Source organism: Micromonospora sp. KC723, from assembly GCF_004348595.1.
Lineage (GTDB): Bacteria > Actinomycetota > Actinomycetes > Mycobacteriales > Micromonosporaceae > Micromonospora.
In genome coordinates, this window is sequence record NZ_SMKD01000062.1 from 13,179 (window position 1) to 32,144 (window position 18,966).

The 18,966-nt window shown below is 72.3% G+C and carries 17 protein-coding genes, 1 tRNA gene and 2 pseudogenes; 8 read left to right on the forward strand and 12 right to left on the reverse strand.

Annotation, left to right across the window (positions count from 1 at the left end; translation table 11 throughout):
* Nucleotides 1–2 precede the first annotated feature (2 nt).
* Together E1165_RS15770 and E1165_RS15775 are read right to left on the reverse strand one after the other, a co-directional pair.
* Nucleotides 3–1,136 carry a glutamate--cysteine ligase gene (locus tag E1165_RS15770; protein ID WP_132392150.1) on the reverse strand — a complete coding sequence of 378 codons (1,134 nt, stop codon included), beginning with the start codon at nucleotides 1,134–1,136 and terminating at the stop codon, nucleotides 3–5.
* A gap of 104 nt (nucleotides 1,137–1,240) precedes the next feature.
* Nucleotides 1,241–1,912: a DedA family protein gene (locus E1165_RS15775; protein ID WP_132392152.1), complete on the reverse strand. Its 672-nt coding sequence runs from the start codon at nucleotides 1,910–1,912 to the stop codon at nucleotides 1,241–1,243.
* A gap of 150 nt (nucleotides 1,913–2,062) precedes the next feature.
* On the opposite strand from E1165_RS15775, the gene E1165_RS15780 reads away from it, so the two are divergent.
* Nucleotides 2,063–3,712: an alpha-amylase family protein gene (locus E1165_RS15780; RefSeq protein WP_132392154.1), complete on the forward strand. Its 1,650-nt coding sequence runs from the start codon at nucleotides 2,063–2,065 to the stop codon at nucleotides 3,710–3,712.
* Nucleotides 3,713–3,800: 88 nt separating this feature from the next.
* Nucleotides 3,801–4,559, forward strand: a complete 759-nt coding sequence (gene fabG, locus E1165_RS15785) for a 3-oxoacyl-ACP reductase FabG (RefSeq protein ID WP_132392156.1) — start codon at nucleotides 3,801–3,803, stop codon at nucleotides 4,557–4,559.
* On the opposite strand, the pseudogene E1165_RS15790 reads toward fabG, so the two are convergent.
* Nucleotides 4,532–5,015: pseudogene (locus tag E1165_RS15790) on the reverse strand (hypothetical protein). The gene fabG and the pseudogene E1165_RS15790 sit on opposite strands and share 28 nt — an antisense overlap.
* Complete coding sequence (locus E1165_RS15795; RefSeq protein ID WP_132392160.1) at nucleotides 5,008–5,403, reverse strand: hypothetical protein; 396 nt, start codon at nucleotides 5,401–5,403, stop codon at nucleotides 5,008–5,010. The pseudogene E1165_RS15790 and the gene E1165_RS15795 overlap by 8 nt, the downstream one beginning before the upstream one ends.
* Nucleotides 5,404–5,587: 184 nt before the next feature.
* On the opposite strand from E1165_RS15795, the gene E1165_RS15800 reads away from it, so the two are divergent.
* Both E1165_RS15800 and erm read left to right on the forward strand, forming a co-directional pair.
* Nucleotides 5,588–6,487 (forward strand): Gfo/Idh/MocA family protein, encoded by a 900-nt coding sequence (locus tag E1165_RS15800; RefSeq protein ID WP_207916910.1) that lies wholly within the window; start codon nucleotides 5,588–5,590, stop codon nucleotides 6,485–6,487.
* 464 nt (nucleotides 6,488–6,951) lie between these two features.
* A pseudogene (erm, locus tag E1165_RS15805) lies at nucleotides 6,952–7,737 on the forward strand (ErmE/ErmH/ErmO/ErmR family 23S rRNA (adenine(2058)-N(6))-methyltransferase); the annotation flags it as partial.
* Between the two features lie 61 nt (nucleotides 7,738–7,798).
* On the opposite strand, the gene E1165_RS15810 reads toward erm, so the two are convergent.
* On the reverse strand, nucleotides 7,799–7,990 hold the full coding sequence (locus tag E1165_RS15810) for a DUF2795 domain-containing protein (RefSeq protein ID WP_132392164.1): 192 nt from the start codon (nucleotides 7,988–7,990) through the stop codon (nucleotides 7,799–7,801).
* A gap of 155 nt (nucleotides 7,991–8,145) precedes the next feature.
* Here E1165_RS15810 and E1165_RS15815 point away from each other — a divergent pair, with 155 nt between their 5' ends.
* The gene (locus E1165_RS15815; RefSeq protein ID WP_132392166.1) at nucleotides 8,146–9,402 is read left to right on the forward strand and encodes an erythromycin esterase family protein; all 1,257 of its coding nucleotides are present in this window, start codon (nucleotides 8,146–8,148) and stop codon (nucleotides 9,400–9,402) included.
* Between the two features lie 52 nt (nucleotides 9,403–9,454).
* Here the strand turns inward: E1165_RS15815 and E1165_RS15820 are convergent, their stop codons facing one another.
* The 3 genes from E1165_RS15820 to E1165_RS15830 all read right to left on the reverse strand — a co-directional run bounded on the left by E1165_RS15820 (nucleotide 9,455) and on the right by E1165_RS15830 (nucleotide 12,741).
* Nucleotides 9,455–11,620 carry an MMPL family transporter gene (locus E1165_RS15820; protein WP_132392168.1) on the reverse strand — a complete coding sequence of 722 codons (2,166 nt, stop codon included), beginning with the start codon at nucleotides 11,618–11,620 and terminating at the stop codon, nucleotides 9,455–9,457.
* Nucleotides 11,620–12,192, reverse strand: coding sequence for a TetR/AcrR family transcriptional regulator (locus tag E1165_RS15825; protein WP_132392170.1), 573 nt, complete (start codon nucleotides 12,190–12,192; stop codon nucleotides 11,620–11,622). The genes E1165_RS15820 and E1165_RS15825 overlap by 1 nt, the downstream gene beginning before the upstream one ends.
* Before the next feature lie 78 nt (nucleotides 12,193–12,270).
* Entirely contained in the window at nucleotides 12,271–12,741 is a 471-nt protein-coding gene (locus tag E1165_RS15830) for a helix-turn-helix domain-containing protein (protein ID WP_243704800.1), read from the reverse strand.
* On the opposite strand from E1165_RS15830, the gene ligD reads away from it, so the two are divergent.
* Nucleotides 12,740–13,699 carry a non-homologous end-joining DNA ligase gene (gene ligD / locus E1165_RS15835; protein WP_132392172.1) on the forward strand — a complete coding sequence of 320 codons (960 nt, stop codon included), beginning with the start codon at nucleotides 12,740–12,742 and terminating at the stop codon, nucleotides 13,697–13,699. The genes E1165_RS15830 and ligD overlap by 2 nt on opposite strands.
* 46 nt (nucleotides 13,700–13,745) lie before the next feature.
* On the opposite strand, the gene E1165_RS15840 is transcribed toward ligD, so the two are convergent.
* From E1165_RS15840 to E1165_RS15850, 3 genes are all read right to left on the reverse strand, one after another.
* Nucleotides 13,746–15,107, reverse strand: a complete 1,362-nt coding sequence (locus E1165_RS15840) for a permease prefix domain 1-containing protein (RefSeq protein ID WP_243704799.1) — start codon at nucleotides 15,105–15,107, stop codon at nucleotides 13,746–13,748.
* On the reverse strand, nucleotides 15,104–15,478 hold the full coding sequence (locus tag E1165_RS15845) for a PadR family transcriptional regulator (RefSeq protein WP_132392176.1): 375 nt from the start codon (nucleotides 15,476–15,478) through the stop codon (nucleotides 15,104–15,106). The genes E1165_RS15840 and E1165_RS15845 overlap by 4 nt, the downstream gene beginning before the upstream one ends.
* Before the next feature lie 185 nt (nucleotides 15,479–15,663).
* The gene (locus E1165_RS15850; protein ID WP_132392178.1) at nucleotides 15,664–16,800 is read right to left on the reverse strand and encodes a hypothetical protein; all 1,137 of its coding nucleotides are present in this window, start codon (nucleotides 16,798–16,800) and stop codon (nucleotides 15,664–15,666) included.
* A 143-nt stretch (nucleotides 16,801–16,943) separates the two neighbouring features.
* Here E1165_RS15850 and E1165_RS15855 point away from each other — a divergent pair, with 143 nt between their 5' ends.
* Together E1165_RS15855 and E1165_RS15860 are read left to right on the forward strand one after the other, a co-directional pair.
* A complete protein-coding gene (locus E1165_RS15855; protein ID WP_132392180.1) occupies nucleotides 16,944–17,816 on the forward strand; it encodes a hypothetical protein in 873 nt (290 codons plus the stop codon).
* A 293-nt stretch (nucleotides 17,817–18,109) separates the two neighbouring features.
* Entirely contained in the window at nucleotides 18,110–18,508 is a 399-nt protein-coding gene (locus E1165_RS15860; RefSeq protein ID WP_132392182.1) for a hypothetical protein, read from the forward strand.
* A gap of 298 nt (nucleotides 18,509–18,806) precedes the next feature.
* On the opposite strand, the gene E1165_RS15865 is transcribed toward E1165_RS15860, so the two are convergent.
* Nucleotides 18,807–18,878: transfer RNA gene (locus E1165_RS15865), tRNA-Arg, on the reverse strand.
* Nucleotides 18,879–18,966: the final 88 nt, after the last annotated feature.

Sequence of the window (18,966 nt, forward strand, 5' to 3'; positions counted from 1 at the left end):
GATCAGCCTCGGGTCTGCCGCGCCACGTCGGCCACCACGTCCTCCAGCCGGCCGGTGCGCGCGTACACGGCCCGCTGCCGGGCGGCGCCGGTGCCGTGCCGGCGCAGCCCGCCCAGCAGGTCGGTCACCTCGGCGAGGTCGCCGTGGCCCTCCAGCGCCGGGCGTACCCGGTCGACCAACCGGTCCAGCAGCCCCCAGGCGGGCCGCAGCTCACCGTTGGTCAGGTCGACGCCGTCGCCCTCCAGCCCGTCGTGGGCGGCCCGCCAGTGCGCGGCGACCAACAGGTGGTGGTCGGTGTTGACCGGCGCCCGCCCCTCGGCGATGTCGGTCATGGCTGTCGCCACCAGGGCCCGGACCAGGGCCGCGACCAGCACCGCGTCGTCCACCGAGGGGCAGACGTCGCCGATGCGGAGTTCCACCGTCGGGTACTTCGCCGACAGCCGGGCGTACCAGTAGAGCATCCCCTCGTCGAGCATCACGCCGCTGGCGATGAGCTGCCGGATCAGCCGCTGGTAGTGCTCGTGTGACGCCAGGTACGGCGTCGGGGCCACCGACGGCCAGCGCTCCCACTCCACCGAGCGCCAGCTCGCGTACCCGGTGTCCACGCCGGCGGAGAACGGCGAGTTGACGGTGACCGCGTGCAGCACCGGCAGCCACGGCCGGACATGGTTGAGCACCCGCACCCCGGTGTCCGGGTCGGGCACCCCGACGTGCACGTGCATGCCGTTGTTGCCGGGACCGGGCACCAGCAGCCGGAACCGTTCGATCATCCGGTCGAAGCGGGGCTTGTCGACCACCGGCGGGACCGGGCCCTCCACCGGCCCGGTGCCGACGGCGAGCAGCCGTACGCCGGCCCGCTCGGCGGCGTCGGCCAGCTCGGCGCGGAGCATCCCGAGGGAGTGCCGGATGGAGCTCAGCTCCAGCCCGGGCGGGGTGCCGATCTCGATCTGGCTGGTCTGGAACTCCCGCTGCACCTGGCCGCGCAGCTCCGGTGGCACCTGCTCCATGACCAGGTCGACGGCGGGCACGGCGACCCCGGTGTGCGGGTCGACGAGCAGGAACTCCTCCTCCACGCCGACGGTCAGCAGGTCCGTGCCCCGCGGGCTCGTCGTCGCCTCCGCCACCTGGCTGGTCATCGCATCACCGTCCGTGTCGTGCCGGTCGGGGAGTCCCGGTCGGTCGACCTCTGGTTACCCACAGTGGTCAGGGCCGGAAACCAGGCCCGGCGAGGGCGCGCCGGTCAGCGACCCGGGCTCAACGACTCCCGGTCCCGCCGGGCCCGCCGACGGCGCACCTTCTTCACGGCCCAACTGGCGATCATGAAGGCGAAGATCGCGAAGATCGCGTAGTTGAACCAGCTGCTGTACCGGTCCACGTCCTTCCAGCGTGTGCCGAGCGCGTAGCCCGCGCCGACGATCAGGGTGTTCCACACGCCGCTGCCCAGCGTGGTGAGCAGCACGAACTCGCCCATCGGCATCCGGTTCGCGCCGGCCGGCACCGACACCAGGCTGCGTACCACCGGCACCACGCGGCCGATCAGCACCGCCCACCGGCCGTACCGCTCGAACCAGCGGTCGGCCTTCTCCAGGTCGTCGAGATCAACCAGGGGAAGCCGGTCCAACCAGTGTTTGAGCCGCTCCTCCCCGAGGACCGCGCCGACCCAGTAGAGCACCAGCGCGCCGGCCAGCGAACCGACCGTCGCGGCCAGCACGATCAACACCAGATGGAACCGGCCCTCGCTGGCCAGGTAGCCGGCCATCGCCAGCACGATCTCGCTGGGGATCGGCGGGACGATGCTCTCCAGGGCCACCAGGAAGGCCACCCCGACCGCGCCGAGCGAGTCGATGACGCCGGCCACCCACCCGGTCAGCCCGCTGAACTGGTTCGGGTCGACGTTCTGGGCGAGAGCCATGCGCGTCCTTCCGCGGGAACTGCCGGGATCGGACAGCAGTACCCACCGGATGGTCCGCCACACCTGCCGGTGACCGACGGCACGCCGTGGTGGCCGAGCCGGCCGGCTCTCGCGTTTGCCGGGCCGGCGGATCGGAGACATAAGGCCGGCATGGGCGACAGGTGGTACTCCGAGGCGGTCGTCTACTGCCTCGACATCGACACGTACGCGGACTCCGACGGCGACGGGGTCGGTGACCTCCGGGGGCTGATCGGCCGGCTCGACTACCTGGCCCGGCTCGGGGTGACCTGCCTGTGGCTGCACCCGATCCACCCGTCGCCCAACAAGGACGACGGTTACGACGTCACCGACTTCTACAACGTCGACCCGCGCTTCGGCACCCTCGGCGACTTCGCCGAGCTGCTGCACCAGGCACGGAACCGGGGCATCCGGGTGATCATCGACCTGGTGGTCAACCACACCTCGGACGAACACCCGTGGTTCCAGTCCGCCCGGTCCTCACCCGACTCGCCGTACCGGGACTGGTACATCTGGTCCGAGCACGAGCCGGCCGACCGGCACCAGGGCATGGTCTTCCCGGGTGAGCAGCACGAGACCTGGACCTACGACCGGACCGCCAAGGCCTGGTACTACCACCGGTTCTACCGCTACCAGCCCGACCTGAACATCGCGAATCCCGAGGTCCGCGAGGAGATCAAGAAGATCGTCTCGTTCTGGCTCCAGCTCGGCGTCTCCGGCTTCCGGATGGACGCGGTGCCGTTCATCATCGAGCTGACCGAGCCGAACAACCCGAACTCGCCCAAGGACTTCGAGTTCCTCACCGAGCTACGAGAGCACGTGCAGTGGCGGCGCGGCGACGCGGTTCTGCTCGCCGAGGCCAACGTGGAGCCCGACCAGTTGCCCGCCTTCTTCGGCGACCAGGCCGGTTCGGGCAACCGCATCCACATGCTCTTCGACTTCATGCTCAACGGGCGGCTCATGCTCGCCCTGGCCCGGCAGGATCCGGAGCCGGTCATCGAGGCGCTGCGGGACACCCCGATGCTGCCGACCGGCGGGCAGTGGGCCACCTTCCTGCGCAACCACGACGAGATCGACCTCTCCCGCCTCACCACCGAGCAGCGCAACGAGGTGTACGCGCGGTTCGGCCCGGACGAGGACATGCGGATCTACGACCGGGGCATCCGACGCCGGCTCGCCCCGATGCTCGACAACGACCGGCGGCGCGTCGAGCTGGCGTACGCGCTCCAGTTCTCGCTGCGCGGCACGCCGGTGTTGCGGTACGGCGAGGAGATCGGCATGGGCGAGGACCTGTCGCTGCCCGGCCGGAACGCGATCCGTACCCCGATGCAGTGGTCGTACCAGGAGAACGCGGGGTTCTCCACGGCCGAGCCGGAGAAGCTGGTCCGGCCGGTGGTCGACAAGGGGGAGTTCGGCTACCAGAAGGTCAACGTCACCGCCCAGCGTCGTGACCCGAAGTCGTTGCTGGCCTGGTTCGAGCGGATGATCCGTACGCTGCGGGAGGCCCCGGAGGTCGGGTCGGGCTCCACCACCCACATCGACGTGCCGATGCCGCGTGGGGTGCTGGCCCACCGCGCGGACGGGCCCACCGGCACCATGGTCTTCCTGCACAACCTCGGCACCGACGACGTGGAGGTGGATCTCGGCCTTCTCGCCCCCGAGGCGGACCTGCCGATAGACGTGCTGTCCGACCGGGGGTACGGCGAGGTGGGCAAGTTGGACAGCCTCAAGCTGGCCGGGTACGGCTACCGCTGGATCCGGCTCTGTCGCGGCACGTTCTGATCCGCGACCCTGGATGTGGCGCCCCTCGGGCGGCCCGTGCAGCTGGGTTAAGCTCCTCCGACGAGCCACAAGTTACCGGGAGGTAATCATGTCGGAGGAGCCCCGCGTCGCCATCGTGACCGGAGCCGCGCGCGGCATCGGCGCGGCCACCGCCCGCCGGCTGGCCGCCGACGGCATGGCGGTGGCCGTGGTCGACATCGAGGAGTCGGCCACCACCGGGACGGTGGACGCGATCACCGCCGCGGGGGGCCGCGCCCTCGGCGTCGGCGCCGACGTCTCCGACCGGGCCCAGGTCGAGGCCGCCGTGCAGCGCGTCGCCGCCGAACTGGGCGCACCGACCGTCCTGGTCAACAACGCCGGCGTGCTCCGCGACAACCTGCTGTTCAAGATGACCGACGCCGACTGGGACACGGTGCTGGGCGTGCACCTGCGGGGTGCCTTCCTGTTCAGCCAGGCCGCCCAGAAGCACATGGTCGAGCAGCGCTGGGGGCGGATCGTCAACCTCTCCAGCACCTCCGCGCTGGGCAACCGGGGCCAGGCGAACTACGCGGCGGCCAAGGCCGGCCTCCAGGGCTTCACGAAGACCCTCGCCATCGAGCTGGGCCCCTTCGGCGTGACGGTCAACGCGGTCGCGCCGGGCTTCATCGTCACCGACATGACCGCCGCCACGGCCGCCCGGATGCAGGTCGACTTCGAGGCGCTCCAGCAGCACGCCGCCGCCGAGACCCCGGTCCGCCGCGCCGGCCGGCCCGAGGACGTCGCGCACACCATCTCGTTCCTGGTTAGCGAGGGTGCCTCCTTCGTCTCCGGCCAGGTCATCTACGTCGCCGGCGGCCCCCGGGACTGACCCACCGACCGAGAAGGCCGGCCCCGCCGAGAGTCAGCGGGCAGCGTGCCGGGTGCGCCAGAGCCAGAGCAGGCCCAGCACCGGCAGGACCAGCGGGATGTAGCCGTACCCGCTGCCGAAGCCGGACCAGACCGTCTCGTCCGGGAACAGGCCCGGGTCGGCCAGGCTGAGCACCCCGACACCCAACACCCCGACCAACTCCACGGAGCAGCAGGCGAGCGCGACCCACCGGCCGGCGTGCCCGGCCCGGGCCAGCCCGACGGCGGCCACGATGTAGACCAGCGCGGCCAGCGCGGAGAGCAGGTACGCCACCGGCGCCTCGTCGAACCTCGTGGCGATCTGCAACCCGGCCCGCGACGTCGCGGCGACGGCGAACAGGAGGTAGACCGCGATCAGCAGTCGGCCGGGCCCGGAGTTGGTGGCCGGTCGCCCGGCCGGGGCGTCGGTGTCAGCCACCCACGACCGCCCAGGTCTGTTGGAGCCGGACGACCACCACCGGCGTGACCAGGCAGATCGCGCAGACGATCGCCGAACCCCAGCGGGTCGGTTCCATCCGTGCCAGCACCCAGGCCAGCGGCGGCAGGCAGACCAGCGTCACCAGGTAGCCGAAGAACGCGCCCGGCTCGCCCGGCCGCTCACCTTCACCGAGACCGACCAGCGCCACCACGGCCAGCGCGAGCAGCGCGCACTCCAGGACCGCGAGGCCGACGAACTGCGGGCGGTCCGGCGGACGGTGGCGCACCGCCGCCACCAGACTCCACAACGCGAGTACGAGCGACAGCACGATCGTTGCCGTCGCGAGGATCCCGTCCACCGGCGAGCCGGTCGAGGCTGCGCTGGTCATCGGGGGCGTCCGGTCCCGGTCTCGGTCACCGGGACAGCGTACTGACCGGCGGGCCACCCGCCGTCGGCCCGGTCACCGGGCCGACACCCGCCGCGTCGGCTGCGGCGCGGCGGCAACGGCGACTAGCGTGGTGGATCACGGGCCGCGGGATCGCCGCGACCGACGACGACACCGGGGGTACCTCGTGCTGCGGTTCGGTTTGTTCGGCACCGGCCACTGGGCGGCGGAGACGCACGCGGCGGCGATCGACGCGCACCCGCGCGCCGAACTCGTCGGGGTGTGGGGGCGCCACCCGCAGAAGGTCGCCGAGCTGGCCGGCCGGCACGGTGTGCCGGCGTACGACGACGTCGACGCCCTGCTCGACGTCGCCGACGCGGTGGCCGTCGCGCTCCCGCCGGACGTGCAGGCCGACATCGCCGTCCGCGCCGCCACCGCGGGCCGGCACCTGTTGCTGGACAAGCCCCTCGCCCTCAACCTGGCCGACGCCGACCGGGTGGTCGCCGCCGCGCAGCAGTCCGGGGTCGCCTCGGTGGTCTTCTTCACCCAGCGGTACCACCCGAACATCACCGCTTTCCTCGCCTCGACGGCGGCGGCCGGCGGCTGGCAGCACGCGCGGGCGACCATGTTCGCCTCGATCTACCAGCCCGGCAGCCCGTACGGCAACTCCCCGTGGCGTCGCGAACACGGCGCGCTGTGGGACATCGGCCCGCACGCGCTGTCGATCATCCTGCCGGTGCTCGGGCGGGTGACCCGGGTCGCCGCCATGGACGGTCCGCGCGGCCTGGTGCACCTGCTGCTCACCCACGACGGCGGGGCGACCAGCGCCCTCTCCCTCACCCTGGACGCGCCGCCCGGGGCGACGACCCTGGACTTCGTCCTCTACGGGGAGAACGGCACCGAGATCGTCCCGCCCGGCGACGGCAGCGCGCTGACCGCGTTCGGCACGGCGATCGACCAGCTCATCGAGGAGATCGACACAGGCACCCGCGACCACCGCTGCGACGTCCGTTTCGGTCGGGAGGTGGTGGAGGTCCTGGCCGCCGCCGAGGCCGCCCGCCGCGCCGGCCGCACCATGCAACTCTGAGCCGGTGCCGGGCGAGCCGTTATTCCGTTGCCGGGGCGCCGACCGGTGGCTAGCCTGATCGGCATGTGCACGCACGCCCTGATCGACGTGGCCGCCACGCCGGCCACGTGGGGCCTCCTCCTGGTCGCCCGTCCGCGAGTCCGGCGCCCGGCCCTGGCCGGCCGAGACGCCCACCGCGCCTGAGCTGACCCGCGCGACACCGCCGCCCGCCGTGCGGGCCGGCCGGTGCGTCGCGCCCACACCCGCCACCGTGAGGGGGAACCCGCCGCCGCGCGCCCGCGCCGGCGGGCAACCACCGACGTAGCAGCGTCCGCGCCGCCGTCGGTTCCGGTGTGCCGGTCAGCGGCGCGTGCCCGTACTCCACGCCGATCCCCAGGGCCGTCCGAGTCCCGACCGCTCGGACCGGCCCGCCGTGGCGTGGCCTGTCCGTACCGTCGCCGACCGGCGACAGACAGGACGATCCCGTGGCGCCCCGCCGACCCCGCACCACCGCCCGCGACCGGTACCGTCGCGTGCTGTCCCAGAACTTCCTCGCCGACCCGGCCGCTCTCGCACGCGTGCTCCGGGCGGCCCGACCCGGTCCCGACGACCTGCTGCTGGAGGTGGGGGCGGGGCGCGGCCAGCTGACCCGCCCGCTCGCCGCCCGGTGCCGGCGGTTGATCGCGTACGAGGTGGATCCGGCGCTCGCGCCGGAACTGGCCGCCCTCAGCGCGGCGCTGCCCCGGGTCACGCACCGGCAGCAGGACTTCCTCGCCGCCACCCCACCCGACGAACCGTTCTCGGTGGTCGGCAACATTCCCTGGTCGCTGACGGCGGCGGTGGTCCGCTGGTGCCTGGCCGCGCCCCGGCTGCGTGCCGCGACGCTGCTCACCCAACTGGAGTACGCCCGCAAGCGCAGCGGCGACCACGGCCGGTGGAGCCGGCTGACGGTGCTCACCTGGCCCGAGCACCACTGGCGGCTCGCCGGCCGGGTGCCCCGCGCCGCGTTCCGGCCGGTGCCGTCGGTCGACGGCGGCATCCTGCGCATCGAGCGCCGGGCCGAGCCGCTGCTGCCGGCGGCGGCGCTGCCGGCGTACCGGCGGATGGTCGAGCGGGGCTTCGGCGGGATCGGCGGTTCGCTGGCGGCCTCGCTGCGCCCGGCGTACCCCCGGGTGGACGGGGCGCTGCGGGCCGCCCGGCTCGACCCGGCCACGCCGGTCGGGCTGGTCTGGCCGGAACAGTGGTTGGTCCTGTTCCGGCTACTGCACGCCGTCGACCCCGGCGCCGCCGCCGGGTCACGCGGCCGGGACGGCGCCGTGCCGGCGGCACCGGTCAGGACAGCGTGGCGAGGGCGTCGTGCAGCTCCGCCGGGTCGGTGAACTGCTCGGCGGGCAGGGCCATCAGCAGTTGGAGCAGTTCGGTGCTGGCGCCGTTCTCCTGGGCCCGGCGGACCAGGTCCGTCCGGGAGACCGGGTAGTCGAGCCCGGCCAGGTACTCCTGCAACTGCGCCCCGGTGACGGTCATGGGCGTCGGCTACCCGTTCAGCGGCCCGGCACACCGCCGCCGCGCCAGCCACCCCCGGGGCCGCCGCTCCGGGGGTGGCTCTGCCCGGAGCCGGCAGCCGGCCGGGGGCGGCGCTGCGCGCGTTTGCCGGTCGGCGCGTCGGGTAGCCGCGGGCCATGCTGGTTCAGCGGCTCGGCGCGCCGAGCGACTTCGACCCGTTGCTGGCGCGTGTCCGGGACGCCCGGGTGGTGCTGATCGGGGAGGCCACGCACGGCAGTTCCGACTACTACCGGCTACGCGAGCAGCTGACCCGGCGGCTCATCGCCGAACAGGGTTTCTCGTTCGTCGCCGTGGAGGGGGACTGGCCGGACTGCGACCGGGTGAACCGGTCGGTGACCGGCGCTCCCGGCGGGGCGGCCGACCCACGGGGCGCGCTGGAGCGGTTCGAACGCTGGCCCACCTGGATGTGGGCGAATGCCGAGGTGGACCGCTTCTGCCGCTGGCTGCGCAGCTGGAACACGCAACGCCCGGTGGGCCGGCGGGCGGGTTTCCACGGCCTGGACGTCTACAGCCTCTGGGAGTCCATGCAGGCCATCTTCGACTACCTGGGCGAGGAGGACCCCCGCTCGCTGGAGGCGGCGCAGGACGCGTACCGGTGCTTCGAGCCGTACGGCAACCGGGTCGAGGAGTACGGCGCGGCCAGCCGGTTCGTCTCCGCCCGCTGCGAGGACGAGGTGGTGCGCCTGTTGGCGCGTACCCGGGAACACGCCGCGGCGGACGGCCCGGAGGCCTTCGCGGCCTGGCAGAACGCGGAGGTGGTGGCCGGCGCGGAGCGGTACTACCGGGCCATGGTGCACGGCGGACCCGAGTCCTGGAACGTGCGCGACCGGCACATGACCGACACGCTGGACCGGCTGCTGGAACACTACGGACCGGACTCCCGGGGCATCGTCTGGGCGCACAACACCCACGTGGGTGACGCCCGGGCCACCGACATGGCCGCCGACGGCATGGTCAACATCGGTCAGCTCGCCCGGGAACGACTGGGCCGGGACAGGGTCGCGCTGGTCGGCTTCGGCAGCTACCGGGGGACGGTGATCGCGGCGCCGCGCTGGGGTTCCCCCGCCGAGGCGATGGTGGTGCCGCCGGCCAGGGAGGGTTCCGTGGAGCGGCGGCTGCACGAGTTGATGCCGGAGCGGGCGCTGCTCGTCTTCGGCGGCCCGGACCAGCCGGAGTGGGCCACCGGCACCGTCGATCACCGGGCCATCGGGGTGGTCTACGACCCGAGCTACGAGTCGTGGGGCAACTACGTGCCGACCCGGCTGGCCGAGCGGTACGACGCCTTCATCTGGTGCGACGAGACCAGCGCCCTGCACCCGCTGCCGGCCCTCAGCTCGTCGGGCGAGATGCAGACCTACCCGGCCGGCGTCTGACCGACGAAGCCCCCTGCCGCCGTCGGCAGGGGGCTTCGTCCCGGCGGGCCGGTCAGACGGCGGACGGTTGCCTCTCCAGGTGGGCGCGCAGGCCCTCGCCCTCGATGTCGATGTTGGGCAGGAACCTGTCCAGCCAGCGCGGGAGCCACCAGGCGGCGGTGTCGAGCAGCGACATCACCGCCGGGACGATGGTCATCCGGACCACGAACGCGTCGATGGCGACGCCGACGGCCAACGCGAAGCCCATCGACTTGATGACCGGGTCGTCGAGGAAGACGAAACCACCGAAGACCGAGATCATGATCAGCGCGGCGGCGGTGACCACCCGGGCGCCGTGCCCCATCCCGTTGATGGTGGCCCGCCGGGCCCCGTCCCCGTGCACGAAGTCCTCCCGCATCCGGGAGACCAGGAACACCTCGTAGTCCATGGCCAGGCCGAACAGGATGCCGATCAGCAGGATCGGCAGGAAACTGACCAGCGGGCCCGGGGTGTCCAGGCCGAGCAGGTCGGCGAGGTTGCCCTGCTGGAACACCCAGACGGTGATGCCGAAGGTGGCGGCGACGGTGAGCAGGAAGCCCAACGCCGCCTTGACCGGCACGAGGATCGAGCGGAACACCAGCATCAGCAGCAGGATCGACAGGCCGACCACGAGCAGCAGGTAGACCGGCAGCGCGTCGGTGAGCTTCTCGGAGACGTCGATGCCGATCGCGGTGGCGCCGGTCAGCAGCACCTGCGCGCCGCCGATCGAGCCGACCTTCCCGCGGATGTCGTGGACCAGCGTCTCGGTCGCCTCGTCGGTCGGCCCGGTCCTGGGAATCACGCCGAGCAGCGCGGTACGTCCGGACGGGTCGAACTGCGCCGGGCTCACGGCCAGCACGTTCTCCGTCCGCTGGAGCAGCGCGGTGACCTGGGGGACGGCGGCCTGGGTGGTCTGCGGCGAGTCGGCGGTGACGACGACCGCGAGCCGGCCCGTGAAGCCGGGGCCGAAGCCCTCCCGGATCAGGTCGTTGCTGACCCGGGCCGCGCTGCCCTGCGGCGCGGTGGCGGCGTCCGGCAGCGCGAGCCGCATGTCCTGGGCGGGCAGCGCGAGCAACCCGAGGCCGAGCACGCCGGCCAGGATCACCGGGACGCGCAGCCTCGTCACCCAGCGCGCCCAACGGAACCCGAACCCGGAGCGGTCCTTGGTCGCCGGCGCGGTGTGGTCGTCGCGCAGCCTGCGGGGGAGCACCTTCCGACCGGCGAAGCCGAGCAGCGCCGGGGCGAGGGTGATGGCCACCAGCACCGCCAGGGTGACGGTGCCGGCGGCGGCCAGACCCATAACGGTGAGGAACGGGATGTTGACCACGGCCAGGCCGGCCAGGGCGATGACCACGGTGGCGCCGGCGAAGACCACGGCGGAGCCGGCGGTGCCCACGGCCCGGCCGACTGCCTCCTCCGGAGTCAACCCGTCGAGCAGGTTCTGTCGGTGCCGGGAGGTGATGAACAGCGAGTAGTCGATGCCGACGGCGAGACCGAGCATCAGGGCCAGGATCGGCGCGGTGCTGGTCAGCTCGGCTGCACCGCTGAGCGCGTACAGGCCGGCCATGCCGACGCCGACGCCGATCAGCGCGTTCAGCATGGTCATCCCGGCAGCGACCAGGGAGCCGAAGGTGATGACCAGGACGATCGCGGCGACCAGCACGCCCAGTGCCTCGGTGGAGCCGACCTCGGGCTCGGTGTTGAGCACCTCACCGCCCGGCGCCACCTGCCAGCCCTGCGCCTCGGCCCGTGCGCCGACCTTCTCGTACGCGTCGCGCTGGGCGTCGGTGATCTCGTCGACGCCCGCGGCGAACTGCACCTGGACCAGGGCGTACCGGCCGTCGGGGGAGAGCGCCCGGACCTGGAACGGGTCGACGGCGCCGACCACGCCGGGCAGGGTGGCCGCCTCCTGGACGAGCTGCCCGACCACGGCCTGCCCCTCGGGTGTGCCGAGCTGGCCGGGGGCGGGCGCCTTCACCGCGATGGTGCCGGTGGCGCCGCTGGCCGCGGGGAACCGTGCGGCGAGCAGGTCGAGTGCCTGCTGCGACTCGGTGCCGGGCATGGTGAAGTTGCTCGCCATCGGGCCCTTCAGCGTCGCCGCGGCGAGGCCGAGGCCGACGAGGACGACGAGCCAGACGGCGACGACGAGTCGCCGGCGGCGCAGTGAGGCCCGGCCGAGCCGGTACAGCAGGGTCGCCATCAGATCCTGTCCTCAGTTGTTGACGGTGGGTCGAGCGGGGCGAGCGCCCGGCGGGCGACGGCCAGCAGGGCGGGGCGCAGGTCGTCGTCGGGCACGTCGACGAACTCGGCACACGCCTCGGAGATCCCGGCGAGCAGCACCATGGCCGTGATTCGGGCCTCCAACCGGTCGGTGTGGCCGGAGAGCGCGTCGACCAGTCGCTCGGAGATCTGCTGGACGTGGGCGAAGGCCGGCTGCGCCAACAGTTCGGGGAACTCCCCGCGGAGCAGGGCGATCTCCCGGCGGAAGCGCACCGCGAGGTCGACGAAGCCCTCCGCGCCGGCTCGTTGCGCCTCGGCCCCGTCGAGGGGGGCCAGCCGCTCGTCGAGCTGGCGCAGCACCTCCAGGGGCTGGGCCAACAGCTCGGCGAGCAGGGCCTCCTTGCTGGCGAAGTGGTAGAGCACGGCCGCCTTGGAGCAGCCGACCTCGCGGGCGATGTCCTGCAACGAGGTGCCCCGGTAGCCGGTCACGGCGAACCGTCGGGCCGCCGCGGCCAGGATCTCGCCGTGCGTCTGCGGGGTGTCGCGTGCCATGCCTACAGCATGCCTGACCGATCGGTCAGACCCTGACCGATCGGTCAGGGTGATCGGGTGGCGTTCGCCACACGGCGCTCACTCGTCGCCGGCGACGTGCTCCCGGTCGTACGCCTCGCGTGCCGCGCTGATCGCCATCCGGTGCCGCTCGGCCCGGTCGGTGAGCGCCACCAGGGACTCGTACAGCTCCAGCGCCATCGTGGTGGCGGTGTACTCCCTGGGTGGCACGGTGGGGTGCGCCTTCCGGTGCGGCAGGCCGTCCCGTTCCAGGTTGCGCAGGGTGAGTGTGAGCATCCGTCGGCTGATCCCCTCCACCTCCCGCTCCAGCTCGGGGGAGCGGACCGGCCCGCGGGCGGTGGCGACCAGGATGCCGATGGCCACCCTCGCCGCCGATCGGTGTGCAAGTCCTGGCCGATGCCGCCGGACGGCGGCACTCCGGTTGCGCCTGTCGTCGCTCTGCCGCGCCGTGCCCGCCGTCGCCGATTCGATCGCGGGCTGACCGCCGCGCCGACTTGCGGCGGGGCGGCCTGGCCGGGAGGGTGGTCGGATGGGGGATGCGGACGAGACCCGGGACGGGGTCGGACTGACCAATCTGGATCAGCCGCTGCTCGCCGGCGGTGACATCACCAAGCGCGACCTGGTCGACTACCTGGACGCGGTCCGTGAGCGTATCCTGCCCGGGCTGGCCGACCGACCGTTGTCGGTGGTCCGGCTGCTGCGCGGCCAGGACCCGTTCATGCAGAAGAACCTGCCGAAGTACACCCCGGCGTGGGTGCGCCGTACCGACGTCTGGGCGGAGGCGTCCCACCGGCAGGTGACATATGCCCTCTGCGACGACCGGCGCACCCTGCTCTGGTTCGCCAACCAGCGGGCCGTCGAGTATCACCCCACGCTGTCCACCCTCGCTCGCCCCGAGCATCCGACCCACCTGGTGCTCGACCTCGACCCGCCGGAGGGGGAGGTGTTCGGGCTGGTCGTCGGGGCCGCCGCGCTGGTCCGACAGGCGCTGGCCGACGCGGGTCTGGCCGGGGCGGTGAAGACCAGCGGGTCCAAGGGCGTGCACATCTTCGTCCCGCTGGCGGCGACGACCACCGCCGAGGAGGCCGCCGCCGCCACCCGTGCCCTGGCGGCGCACGCCGAGCGGCTCGACCCGGCGCTGGCCACCACCGCCTTCATCCGGGAGGACCGGGGCGGCCGGGTCTTCGTCGACGCGACCCGCGCCCACGGCGCGACGGTGGTCGCCGCGTACAGCCCACGGGTGCGGCCCGGGCTGCCGGTCTCCTTCCCGGTGGCCTGGGACGACCTGGACGCGGTGTCCCCGGCCGACTTCACCGTGCGGACGGTTCCCGGGCTGCTCGCCGACGGTGACCCGTGGGCGGCGGCGATGCCCGCCCCGCAGCGCCTTCCCGCCGAGCTGGTCGCCGAGGGGCGGACCATCCCGGTGGCGCGGGTTCAGGCCATGCACGAGGGGAAGCGTCGGGCCCGGGCCCGGCGGGCCGCCGGCTGATCCCCGAGGTGGCCCGCCGGGCCGCTCGGTCCTGTGTGCCCGCGACTCAGCGGAAGTCGAACACGAGGGGGAAGGCGAGGACGACGGTCCAGGCCCAGGCGGCGTACACGACCAGGTAGCGGGTCTGCCAGCGTTCCAGCCGGGCGAAGGGCAGGCGGCCCCGGGTGAAACCGAGGAACAGCCAGGCCGACCATGCCAGGTTGGTGAGCAGGATGAGGTTCTCGCCCAGCGCGGCGGTCTTGTTGGGGCTGAAGCCGAACTCGGTGATCCGGCCGGTGATCGCCACTAGGACGAGGACGTCGATGACCAGGGCGGCGACGACGAGCACGAGTTGCAGGCGGTCGAAGAGGCCGGGTCGGGCCGTGAGGTCGCGGGCGGAGATGGCGTACAGCAGCAGGCCCAGGACGATGACGAGCAGCAGGTCGAAGAGGATGAGCACGTCGCGCTCGACGTCGATGCCGTTGCTGGTCCAGATGAAGGCGACCAGGAAGGCCAGCAGGGTGGCGGCGAACAGCGGCGTGAAGACGCGGGTCAGCACGGGTGCCATGTTCTCGATGACGCTCTGTTTGGCCTCGACCAGCCAGGCCGACACGACGACCGCCGCCATGGCGCCGCACGGCAGCAGCCACTGGCTGACGAACCCCTCGGCGTCGAGGCCGATGGCCTGGAACGTGCCCATCGTGAAGGCGGTGAGCACGCCGCCGCCCAGGGCGAGCAGAGCGAAGTAGATCAGCCACTCCCCGGTGAACCGGATGAAGTCCATCCGCCGTCGGTCCGAGCGCCAGTCACCGCCGGCGTAGGCGACGCCGACGACCAGCCACAGCGCGATCGGCAGGTGGATCGCCGTGAGGACGATGCTCTGCGAGTCGTCGGCCAGCGGGTACGCGTTCGCGGCGACCGCGCCGAGGACGAACAGCGCCGCGAGCACTCCGATGACCCGGATGCCGACCCTGCGTTGCCAGGCGAAGTAGGCGGCCAGCGCCGGCAGCGCGAACAGGCTGATGTTGCGCGCGTAGAAGCTGCCGTTGTCGTCGGACATGTCCAACCCGAAGAGGCCCGGCGCCTTGATGGCCAACGCCGCGATGGCCGCGCAGAGGACCATGACCGGCAGCTCGCGGCGGGTACGGGTGGCCGGGCTGTCCGGCTCGCCGGGCAGGACGAGTTGCTTCCACAGCCGCTCGGAGTGCTCGCGGGCGAACTCGCGGGACAGGTCGTCGAGGCTGCCCATGCGCTTGACGGCGATGAGGAACGCCTCGTCGGTGCGCAGGCCCCCCTCGGTCAGCTCGGTGATCCGGCTGCGCAGGTGGTCTTCCAACTCGTCGGCGTCGGTGTGGTGCAGTTCCCGGCGGCGGTCCATGTAGGCCCGCCACTCGGCGATCTGGCCCTCCAACTCGCTGTCCACGGTCATCGTCCCGCCTCCCATGCCGGTGCCATGATCGGCGTGATGGACGGGGCCGCGCTCCAGACGCCCCGCAGGGCGTCGACGACGGCGGCCCACTGGCGGCGCTGCTCGGCCAGCTCGGCGCGGCCCTGCTCGGTGATGCGGTAGTACTTGCGGCGGCGTCCCCCCGGTGGGGTCTGCCAGTCCGACTCGACGTGCCCGAGCCGCTCGAGGCGGTGCAGCAGCGGGTAGAGCAGACCGTCGGTCCACTCCAGCTGCCCGCCCGACAGGTCGTTGACCTGCTTGAGGATCGCGTAGCCGTAGCTCTCGCCCTCGGCGAGGATCCCCAGCACGAGCGGCGTGGCCGAGGCTGCGACGAGGTCTTTGGTGATGTGCATCTGACCCACCTATCCCTAGAACTGCAATGCATAGTAGTTCTAGGTATCAGGGTCGCGCAATCCCGACGCCGTGACGACGGGGATGACGCGCAGGCCGGGTCATCCCCCCGGCTGCGGGGCGGCTCGCGCCGCGGCCCTGCCGCACCGGCGGCGACACAGGCCGCCTGGGCGACAGGGGCGGTCGTTCAGAGGGCGAACGAGACCAGGAACGGATTGCGGATCGGGTCACCCCTGGAGGTGAAGCACCTCACCCAGACGCCCTTCTCCGGGCTCCATCTCGCCACCTTGCAGTGGTGCGCGCCCGAACCTACGGCGGTCACCTGGACGTTGCCGCGCGCCATGAAGCCGTCCATCGGGGTCTGCACCCAGAACAAGCCCTCGTCCCGGCCGGTGCCCCGCGTCACACTGGTCGAGCCGGCCGGGTACGTCCACTGCGGATGAACCGCGCCGCCGGAAACCCGGGTGTACGCACCCCAAGGCGTCCAGACGAGGCTGGTGTCCCGAGAGTACGAGATGCTGAACCGGGAGTCGCTCGGCTCGCCCGCCGCGTTGTGACAGGCCACGTCGACCTGCGTGTTCTCGTCGTTCACCCAGAACGTCAGCACCTTGCAACGACGGCCCCGGTCGTCGCGGGCGGTCACCTGCACATGGCCCCGGTCAGCATCTGCCGGGAGTTGCCTGCTGCCGAGTCCCTGGAAGTAGACGGTGTAGCGACCGACGCCGACATGTCTGACCTTGTTGACCTGCCCGGCGGAGTTGAACTGCGTCTCGGCCGGCAACTCGTGGTCGTGGTCGGGGACGCTGGTGGTCAGGTAGGCGAAGTCGCTGTGTCCGCCGGCCATGCCGGACGCGCTGGCCCAACTGGCGGTGAACTCCGAGTCGGCGGGGGCGCCAGAGGTGTCGAAGCAGCGCACCCACACGGTGATGCCGAAGACGAAGACCTCACCGGTGACCGGGGACACGTACCCGTAGCGGTCCAGTTTCTCCACCGAGCAGTACGAAGCCGCGTCGCCGTACGCCGTCACGTGCGCGACCCCGAGGCTGGACCCGAGCTTCGTGGCGACGTCGGGCAGCCACACCTGATACCTGCCGACATCGATGCGGGCGACCTTGTTCGGGCTTCGAGACGTGTTCTGGTTGCGGGCCGCAGACGGTGTGTACGCGAGTGTGAGCGGCTGGTCGGCGTGCACGTACGCGTAACTCTGCTGCACCGTGGCGGCGTGCGCCGCCGGGGGCGCGGCGAGCGGACCGGCGGCGAGCACGGGCGACGCGACCAGCGCCGCGAGACGAGCCCGGGTCGTCCGACCCTGACCTGTGGACATCGCCCTCCCTCTCGCCGCCCGGTGGCACCCGCACCCCGGACTTCCGTGGTGGGCCACATTTTCTACCGGCCGCGCAAGGCCCCCGCTTGCCACCATCGGCCACCATGACCGGCACCGGGTCGGCTACACGAAGGGAGACCATGTTGAGCAGAGTCGGGCGCCGGCTGGTCAGCGCCGGCGCGTTGGTGGTGCTGACGAGCGGCGTGGCGGTGAGCCCCGCGACTCCGGCGGCGGCGGTGCCGTCGATGGTGTTCGTCACCGCGACGAGCCCGGTCGACACCCGCCTCGGCAGGACGCAGGTCGTGCACTGCCCGGCGGATCGGCGGATCCTCGGTGGCGGCGGCTACGTCGGCGGTGCCGGCCGGGAGGTCGTCATCGACACGATGATGCCGGTCAGCACCCCCACCGGTGACTACTTCGAGGTGAACGCTTCGGCGACGACCCGCGCCGACGGCACCGGTTTCCGGGGCGAGTGGTTCCTGGTCGCGTATGGCATCTGTGGGCGCGCCCCGGCCGGTCTGGAGTACGTGTCGGCCGCCTCCGCCACCGGCTTCGAGAGCACGCATGGTGTCAGCGTGTCCTGCCCCGGCGGGAAGCGGGTGATCGGTGTCGGCGGCGAAGTGACGCCCGCGTTCGGGTTCGCGGTGCTCGACGACGTCGTCCCGGTCACCACACTCACCAGCGTCCGGGTGACGGCCTTCGAGACCGAGACGGACTCGCCGGTCAGGTGGGGAGTGAAGGCCCACGCGGTCTGCGCCAACCCGATTCCGGGGCTCACCCTGGTTTCGGCCGCCTCCCCCGGCGACTCGGCGGACAAGACGGTCGGCGTGAGCTGCCCGACCGGCACGAAGGTGCACGGCCTGGGGGCGAGCCTGGCGCCGCCGCTGGGCGAGGCCGCCATCACCGCGCTGTACCCGTCACAGCCGCTCGACCACGTGCGGTTGGAGGCCCGCGAGGACTTCACCCGGTACGCCGGCAACTGGACCGCCCGGGTGCACGCCATCTGCGCGACGTAGCGGGCCGGATCCTCGCCGTCGCCCGGTGCCCTGCCGGCATGTTGCCTGGACGTGGTGCCGCTGGTCGGCCGCGATCGCGAACGTACGAGCGGCGGCTGGCTGTGACCGGCACATGCGTCAAAGTGGAGCGTGTCGCCCGGAAGACGATCGACACCGAGCGTGGGTCTCGCGCGCCGGTTGGCTGGACCCGATGGTACAAGGCCTCCATTAGGGACCGTCCGGGCGGTGCTGTCGGGTGGTGGTGCCGCCGTCAGTAGGGTGAGGTGCTGTTCCATCCAGAAAGGACATCTCGAATGCTGCGTCGGATCACGTCCCTCATCGCCGCGACAGTGCTCGCCGTGGTCACCTCGGTCACGGTTGCCGCCACGCCGGCTATGGCCGGCGAGAACGCGATGGCCTGGACGTACTACGGCGGGACCGCCCGGGGGCAGGCCGTCTGGTACCACGACGGCGACAGCCTCAAGGTCTGCGACATGAGCGCCGACAGCCGGGGCATCCGGGGCGTCGTCTACTCGTACAACTCCTCGGGCGGGTTCTGGGAGAACGAGTTCTCGGTCACCGACTCGAACTCCTCCGACGGCTGCAAGTACGGGTCGGAGAACGTGCCGGACGGACGGAAGGTTGAGGTCGTGGTCTACCAGTACTGGGGCGACTCGACGTGCTGCGCCGAGAGCTCGTTCGGCGTGGCCTGAGCCGAGCCGATGCGGCCCCCGGCTTCCCGGCCGGGGGCCCAACCGGGCTCGCCTGGTCAAGACGAGTTAGTTCTGGCGACCTCCGCGATGCCTTGATCATGAGGCGATGACATCGGTCACGGAAGTGGCGAAGCCGCTCGTGCGCGGTTGGCGTTCGGTGTGCTGCTGGGCACCATGATCGTCCGCTCGCTCCTGGTCACGGCGGCGCTGACCCTGGACGGGGGCAGGCGGATGTGGTGGCCCAGCGAACTGTTCGAGGATCAGCGAGCGACCAGCCATGTCGCGCTTTGCGGTTTTGTGCCCCCGGCAGGATTCGAACCTGCGCCCCCGCCTCCGGAGGGCGGTGCTCTATCCCCTGAGCTACGGGGGCTCAGCGACCGGGAAAGAGTAGCAAACCCTCTCCCCGATCACCCAATCGGTATCCCCATCCGCACCGCATGTCCCACCCCTGTCTCTTA

Bases quoted from the DNA above. Each gene is read 5' to 3' on its own strand.
- fabG (WP_132392156.1), top strand. From the start codon at position 3,801: ATGTCGGAGGAGCCCCGCGTCGCCATCGTGACCGGAGCCGCGCGCGGC.
- E1165_RS15850 (WP_132392178.1), bottom strand. From the start codon at position 16,800: ATGTCCACAGGTCAGGGTCGGACGACCCGGGCTCGTCTCGCGGCGCTG.
- E1165_RS15810 (WP_132392164.1), bottom strand. From the start codon at position 7,990: ATGACCGTCACCGGGGCGCAGTTGCAGGAGTACCTGGCCGGGCTCGAC.
- E1165_RS15775 (WP_132392152.1), bottom strand. From the start codon at position 1,912: ATGGCTCTCGCCCAGAACGTCGACCCGAACCAGTTCAGCGGGCTGACC.
- E1165_RS15815 (WP_132392166.1), top strand. From the start codon at position 8,146: ATGCTGGTTCAGCGGCTCGGCGCGCCGAGCGACTTCGACCCGTTGCTG.
- E1165_RS15825 (WP_132392170.1), bottom strand. From the start codon at position 12,192: ATGGCACGCGACACCCCGCAGACGCACGGCGAGATCCTGGCCGCGGCG.
- E1165_RS15795 (WP_132392160.1), bottom strand. From the start codon at position 5,403: ATGACCAGCGCAGCCTCGACCGGCTCGCCGGTGGACGGGATCCTCGCG.
- E1165_RS15840 (WP_243704799.1), bottom strand. From the start codon at position 15,107: ATGACCGTGGACAGCGAGTTGGAGGGCCAGATCGCCGAGTGGCGGGCC.
- E1165_RS15820 (WP_132392168.1), bottom strand. From the start codon at position 11,620: ATGGCGACCCTGCTGTACCGGCTCGGCCGGGCCTCACTGCGCCGCCGG.
- E1165_RS15770 (WP_132392150.1), bottom strand. From the start codon at position 1,136: ATGACCAGCCAGGTGGCGGAGGCGACGACGAGCCCGCGGGGCACGGAC.
- E1165_RS15780 (WP_132392154.1), top strand. From the start codon at position 2,063: ATGGGCGACAGGTGGTACTCCGAGGCGGTCGTCTACTGCCTCGACATC.
- E1165_RS15860 (WP_132392182.1), top strand. From the start codon at position 18,110: ATGCTGCGTCGGATCACGTCCCTCATCGCCGCGACAGTGCTCGCCGTG.
- ligD (WP_132392172.1), top strand. From the start codon at position 12,740: ATGGGGGATGCGGACGAGACCCGGGACGGGGTCGGACTGACCAATCTG.
- E1165_RS15845 (WP_132392176.1), bottom strand. From the start codon at position 15,478: ATGCACATCACCAAAGACCTCGTCGCAGCCTCGGCCACGCCGCTCGTG.